Here is a 6,816-nt window from a genome sequence, read left to right as displayed (position 1 = left end):
CCGCTGCACCGACCGGTCCGCGCGGCGGGCGAGTCCGATCACCGCGGCCAGCCGCTCCACCCCCTCCGGCACCTCCCATTCGTCGCGCCGCAGCGCGGCCAGCGCCGTCGCCGGGGCGACCAGCAGGTCAGGGGCGCCGGTCTCCAACGCCCGGACCAGCACCGCCCAACCCGCCTCCCACCGCGCCCGCTCCGGCCGCGCCCCGACGGCGGCCACCACCGACTCCAGGGCCGCCTGGCGCAGATCGCCCCGCTCCGGCAACTCGGCGGCGGCCGGATCGGCCAGCATCAGCTCCGGGTCGGGCAGCTCCATCCGGTCCAGATGGGCGAGGAGTTCGAGCCCGGGCCCGTCCCCCACCGCGCCCCGCACCAGCAGCGCCAGCACCTCCCGGGAGACGCCGGCCGCCGTGCCGAAGGCCAGCAGCGTCAGCGCGGCCTCCCAACTCCGCGGTGAGGGCCAGGCGCCGCCGCGCCGCGTCTCGGTGCTCGGCAGCCGGTGGATCAGCGTCGGCCGGGCCTGGAGGAAGCCGCAGACCGCGCGCCGGGCGAACTCCGCTGCCTCCGCGAGCCGTTCGGGCACCAGCCGGGGCAGCTCCGCCCGGGGCCAGACGCCGCCGAGCCCGCGCACCACCACCTCGCGGTCGTGCACCCAGTACAGATGCACGAACCGGTTGGCCAGCGGCGGGCTCAGCTCCCACCCGTCCGCCGCGGACGCGCGCGGGTTGGCGGCGGCCACGATCCGTACTCCTGGGGGCAGTTGGAGCGCGCCGACCCTCCGTTCCAGGACCACACGGAGCAGTGCGGCCTGCACGGCCGGGGTGGCGGTGGAGAGTTCGTCGAGGAAGAGCAGACCCCGCCCGGCCCGGACCACTTCAACGGCCCATTGCGGCGGTGCCATCGGCACCCCGCGGATCTCGGGGTCCTCGCCCACGATGGGCAGACCCGAGAAGTCGGACGGTTCATGGACGCTGGCGATCACGGTCGTCAGCGGCAGGTCGAGGGTGGCCGCGAGCTGCGTCAGGGCAGCGGTCTTGCCGATGCCGGGCTCACCCCAGAGCAGCACGGGCAGGTCGGCCGCGACGGCCAAGGTGAGCGCTTCGAGCTGCTCATCGGGCCGCGGTTCCGTGACGGTCGTCCGCAGCAGGGTCAAGAGGTCTTCCGCAACGGCGAGTTGGGCATCGGTGCCCAGAGCCCCGGCGAGGGCGGAGGTGGCTACCGGCACGTCGGCGGCCGGAGCCGGGGCGGGCAGGAGGGTGCTGGACGTCATGGGCATCACCTGGGGTCGTATACGGGGACGGGTCGGCCCGTCCCAGCGGTCATGGGGGCGTGCGGCGCGGAACGCGCTTTGCTGACAAAGGACTTCGGCGTGACGGGACTTCGGTGGGAGCGGCCGTTCAGCAGACCTGGCCGGCGCGGTGCCTGCCCCGGCTGAGCCGCTTGCGGCCCATGTCGGGCGGCGTACCGCGGCCGGGCCGGGGACGGTGGGCGGCCTTCGTAAGCCCCGCGTCCGAGGAGAGCGCGCCGCCGCCTGCCCCGGCACCGGCAGCTGCACGCCCACCGACACCAGCACCAGCACCAGCAGCGGGATGCACGGCGACCAACCCCGAGCGGAAGAGCCCGTGGTCGATACGGCGAGCCGCGGCCGACTCCAACTCCTGCCGGAGCGGCCCGTCCCGCAGGACCGCACTCGCGCCGAGCAGCCCCTCGACCACGGTCAGCGCCCCGAGGACATCGCCATGGCCGAGCCGCTCCCGGACCGCGGGCAGCGCCTCCGGATCCCGGTGCACCGTGTCGATCGCGCGCAGGCAGGGCAGCGGGGGCCCGCCGAGCGCCACCAGCAGCTCCTCCCGGCGAAGTTGGGCCGTGTCGTGGTCGACGGCCGTCAACACCCCGTCGCGCAGGGCGATCCGGTGGACCTCGCCCCGGCACTCCACCCGGTGCGGATCACCGGGTTCGGCGGCGGGGCCGGCCGTGGGGGCCGGGGCGTACGCCGCCAGCGCCGCCGCGACGAGCGGATGCAGCCGGTCCGCCGGGACCAACCCGGCGCGCAGCAGCTCCAGATCGGGAAGGACCCGGGCCGCGGCCTCCGGCAGCATCGGAAGCGCCGCGGCCTCCTGCGGCGGCATCGCCTCCCGCACCGGCCGGTAGGTCGGGACGTGGCTGTCGTCGGGGGCGACGAGTTCGAGCACGGCGCGACGGCGCGGACCGAGCCGTACGGTGAAGGCACCGCGCGGGCGGCCCTCGGCCCGGAGCAGCAGCTCCGCCTCGGCGGCCCAAGTGGCCTCCGCCCAGGGCGAGTCGGCGCCGTCCGGCGGAGCGGCGGGCGGATCGGCGGGCGCCATGGACGACGGCGTGCCGTCCGCACCGCACCGCGCCGCCAGTTCACCGCTCCGCGCGGCATCCCAGAGGTGGCGGTGCAGGTCGAGCCGGAAGCGCCGATCGGGGTGCGGGTGCGGATGCAGGCCCGGGTGCTGCTGCGGGTACCGGCTCAGGTACGGGCGGAGAGCGGGCCCGGAGGTTCCGTTCCCCGGCCCCTCCCACAGGGCCAGGGACATCCGCTGGCCGGCGTCCGCCCAGGACGGCGGAGTCCGTACCACCAGGGCCGGCAGGGTGCCGGAACTCCCGTAGCGGGCAAGGCAGAGGGTGAGGCCGGGCCGGAGCCGTCCGTCGGGGGCGGACCTGGGCATGTGCCAGCGGAGCAGATCCGGCGCCAACCGGCGTAGATCCGCGCGGAGTCGGGTGACGATGTCGGTGCCGTGGCGGTCGCGCACGGCGCGCAGATCGAGATCGACGTCGATCCGGGCGGCGGCGCAGGCCCCGGCCCAGTCACCGACCGCACGCCGTGCGGTCGCGGTCCCGATCATGGACGGTGGCACGGCGTACTCGCGTACGCGTTGCCACAACAACAGGCGGGGCGGAATCCCGTTCGCGAAGTGATGTGCCATCAGCACTCACCTTGCGCGGACGAGTCCCCCAATCCGTACGAGGAGAAGTTCTTCATCCCCGGCATCATAAGCACTTCGTCGCCGATCTGTCAGTGCGCCGGGGCAAAGATGTGCCGGTGGAAACAGGTGAGCGGCTGCGCCGAACCCGTCCCGACCACTGGGGCTGTATCTACGCCAGCGACGAGGAGGAAGGCGACTTCGACACCCTGGACGGTCCGGGCCCGGTATGGACTTCGCCTACCAGGCGACCATCGAAACGGCGATGGCTGTCAATGAAGAGGAAACGTATTCGTCAGCGGATCGGGTCGCCGGCGTGCGGGGGGGCGGCACGGCCCGTCGCCTCACGGATCGGTGGTCGTCGCCCGCGTCCGGACGATACCGTCCAGCAACTCGACCAGCACGCCCGAGGAGTTGGTGAGGTCGAGCGCGCCGACCTCCTCGGCGCGGCGGTGATTCTGGCCGGAGACCTGACCGGTGTAGAACACCACGGGCCCCTGGTAGCCGGCGTCCCGGAACTCCGCCACGGCACGGAACCCCGCGGCGACATCACCGTCGCGCTTCGTGTCGGAGATGAGCACGTCGGGGGCGGTGTGCTCGCCCAGCCAAGCGACCACCTCCCCCGTGCTCAACACGGAGCTGACATCGGCGCCGAGCTGTCGCAGTTCCTCCACGAGGTGCAGGACGGACTCGGGTTTGTCGTCCACCCAGAGGACGCGCAGCGGGAGTTGGTCCCCGCGGCCGACGCCGCCCGACGGCCGCCCGGCCTGTCCGGCATCCCGCGCGGCGCGCGGGTAGTCGTACGACCCCGTGGGGGACGACTGCAAGGGACCGCCCGCGGGCGCCCCCTGCTGCGCCGGGGCCGGATAGCGCCAGGGGTACGGCTCCACACCTTCCACCGGGTACGCGTGGTGGGGAGCGTCCGCGCTGCCGTAGGGGCCGGTCGGCGCGGTCGGCACGGTCGGCACCCCGGCGGCTCGCCCCGGCGAAGCCGGCCCGCTCTGCCACGGCGGGAGCGCGGGCTCCGCCTCCGGCGCGGGCAGCCCCACCGGTTGCGGCGGCTGCGACTGCCACTGCGGGTACGGCTGCGGCTGCGGGTACGGCTGCGGGTACGGCTGCTGGAGCCGTCGCGGGCCCGACGGCGCGGCGGCCGGGCTCTGCCGGATCAGCTCGCGCAACTGGTCGGCGTACGGAAGGCCGTTCAGCTCCGTGATCAGCCGGACGAACGTCGGGTCCGCGGCCAACTCGGGAAAAACCGGCGGCAGTTGGCCTTCCAGCTGTTCCAGGTACGCGTCCCAGCGCCCGGCGTCCTCACGATCCGGTGGTGGCAGCAGCCACTGGTCGGCGAATCCGGCGAGGGCGTTCCACCGCGGGTCGTCGGGGGCGACGGCACGCCGCCGGAGCATGCCGCGTGCCTCGTAGTACTGCGCGAAGTCACCGATCAGGTCGGTGCCGTCCGGTCGGCCTGCGGCTCGGTGGAAGTCGGGGTAGAGATGCTGGAGCAGTACGGCGCGGATCATGGCCTCCGGTTCCGTGCCTGCCCACCGCGCGTCGAGCTGGTACATCACCAGGCCGTTGATCAGCCGCTTGATCCGGCGGGGGTTGCGGCCGGTGCGCTCCGCGACGAGCCGCGCCAGCCCTGGTGTCAGGAACCGCTCGGTGCCCGAGCGGCGCGCGTACTCCTGGACCAGCGCGGCGGCCCGCTCCGCGTCGGGAGTCGGCACCCGGAAGCTGATCTGCACGATCTTCTCCAGGTAGTCCGCGCTGAGCGACGGACCGCCGACCGCGCCCGCCGCGGCCAGCCGCGACTGGTCGCAGCCGAGGACGAAGACCAGGCCGGGCACGTCGAGATAGACCTTGACGGCCTCGCACACCGCGTGCACCGTCTCGTCGGGACAGCGGTCGAGGTCGTCGACGAACACGACCAACAGCCGCCGCCGGCCCGGCCCTGCCCCGGCCCGCGACCAGTCGACCGCCATGTCCTTGATGAGCTGCCGGACCTCGTTGCGCGTCGCCGCGTCGGCCTCCATGCGGGACCACAGTTCGTCGACGACCCGGCCGGCGTGCAGTAGCCCCAGCGCCACCGCGACGGCGGTCCGCAACACCCGCAACGCCGTACGGTTCTCCCGCGCGCGGTTGAGGGCGCGGCGCAGCACGTTGCGGTCGAACCGCATCAGGACGGACTTCAGCAGCCCCTCCAACGCGTCGGTACCGTGCGACGTCCAGGCGTTGAACCACACGCAGTCGGTATCGGGGTACTGCGCGAGGACATCCGTGACCTGCTGCATCAGGCTGCTCTTGCCCATGCCCCAGCCGGCGTCCACCGCCACGGTGAACGGCGTGGAGTTCCGCGAGGCGGAGATCAGGTCCGCGAGGCTGGCGGCGGTCGCACGCGTGCCGAGCACATCCGCGTACCTCAAGTGGTCCGCGCCACTCAACGGCTCGTCGTTGAGGAACGCGTACGGGTACGTGAACGGGCTTCCGTCCCGCGGCTCGCCGGGTGGAACGGTGAAGTCACCCACGGCGAACCATGCTAACGCCGTTGCTGACGAGGTGACTTGGTGTCGACCGCGATACCAGCTGTGGTGTCGGCGGAGGCGCGGTCCTGACAGGGCCGCCCACCTGCGACGTGTCCGACCGGGCTCAACTTCGGCTTTTCGGTGGCCGGTTGCCGTCAAGAGCCCATGGCGTCGTGAACCCGTGAGCTCGTGAACCCGTGAACCCGTGAGCTCACAGACCCGTGAGCTCACAGACCCGGAGATCCGCAGATCCGTGCACCCCGGCCCCAGCACGCAGAGCAGCGGGTGAGTTTCCCTCCGTGTGCGGTTGGTGTCAGGCTGGCGTCATGACGGGCAACGTTCCTCGGGAGACATCGAGTTTCGTGGGTCGGGGCGCGGAACTCGGCCGGGTGAGGAAGGCGTTGGCCCGGCACCGGCTCGTGACGCTGACGGGGCCGGGCGGCATCGGAAAGACGCGGCTGGCGCAGCGGGCTGCAAGTGCGGGGGACACGGCGGGCGCTGCGTTCGCGGGGCACGGTTCGGGCGAGAACGCCGAGGACGACCGCTTTCCGGACGGTGCCTGGTGGGCCGACCTCAGCTCGCTGGACAGCCCCGAGTTGCTGCTCTCGACCGTCAGCGACGCCGTGGACCTCGCGGACCACTCGCTGCGGATGCCCGTCGAGGCGCTGAGCGAGTGGCTCGCGGGCCGGCGACTCCTGCTCGTACTGGACTCCTGCGAGCACCTGGTCGACGCGTGCGCCTATCTCGTAGGGGAGTTGCTGACCGCGGCACCCGGGCTGACGGTGCTGGCGACCAGCCGGCGCCCGCTGGGCTCGGTGGTGGAGGAACTCGTGGAGGTCCTGCCGCTGCCGGCCGACGGCCCCGACGCGCTCGCACTGTTCACCGACCGGGTGAGGGACCGGCTGGGCCGCGCCCCGCTGGCCGAGCCGGGTGCGGCCGAGGCCGCCGAGGCCATCTGCCGCCGCCTGGAGGGCATTCCGCTGGCGATCGAGCTGGCCGCCGCACGGGTCGGGTCGGTCGGACCGGGTGCCGTCGCCGAGGTGGCCGACCGGCTCGGTTCGCGCTTCGACACGCTGGCGGCGGCGGGCTTCGCCTGGCCGCGGCGGCACCAGACGCTGCGCACCACGATCGGCTGGAGCCACGAGCTGTGCGCGCCGCTGGAACGGCTGCTGTGGGCCCGGTTGAGCGTTTTCCGCGGCGCGTTCGACCTGGCCGCCGCCCAGGCCGTAGCCGCCGGCGGTCCGCTCGGCGCCGCGGCCGTGGCGCCGACCCTGGACCGGCTGGTCGCCCAGTCCGTCGTCCGCAGGATCGGGGACGGGGACCGGGGCCGGGACCGGGACGGGGACGGGGACGGAG

General features: G+C 73.7%; 4 protein-coding genes. 1 reads left to right on the top strand and 3 read right to left on the bottom strand.

The annotated features are described in order from the left end of the window. The 3 genes from AC13HU_RS28455 to AC13HU_RS28445 all read right to left on the bottom strand — a co-directional run. A partial coding sequence (locus AC13HU_RS28455) for an AAA family ATPase (protein WP_483044826.1) occupies positions 1 to 1,266 on the bottom strand: 1,266 nt, incomplete at its 3' end. Positions 1,267 to 1,393: 127 nt separating this feature from the next. Next, entirely contained in the window at positions 1,394 to 2,944 is a 1,551-nt protein-coding gene (locus AC13HU_RS28450; protein ID WP_483044825.1) for a hypothetical protein, read from the bottom strand. A gap of 341 nt (positions 2,945 to 3,285) precedes the next feature. Beyond that, positions 3,286 to 5,463: a P-loop NTPase fold protein gene (locus AC13HU_RS28445; protein ID WP_483044824.1), complete on the bottom strand. Its 2,178-nt coding sequence runs from the start codon at positions 5,461 to 5,463 to the stop codon at positions 3,286 to 3,288. A gap of 323 nt (positions 5,464 to 5,786) precedes the next feature. Between AC13HU_RS28445 and AC13HU_RS28440 the strand changes: the two genes are divergently transcribed. Then, a partial coding sequence (locus AC13HU_RS28440; protein WP_483044823.1) for an ATP-binding protein occupies positions 5,787 to 6,816 on the top strand: 1,030 nt, incomplete at its 3' end.

The organism is Streptomyces sp. NH27 (genome assembly GCF_056859195.1).
The sequence above is the reverse complement of the archived record's forward strand: the minus strand, read 5'-3'. Positions and strand labels throughout refer to the sequence as shown.

What these genes read in the sequence shown, in the direction of transcription:
- AC13HU_RS28450 (WP_483044825.1), bottom strand. Translation starts at nt 2,944, where the DNA reads ATGGCACATCACTTCGCGAACGGGATTCCGCCCCGCCTGTTGTTGTGG.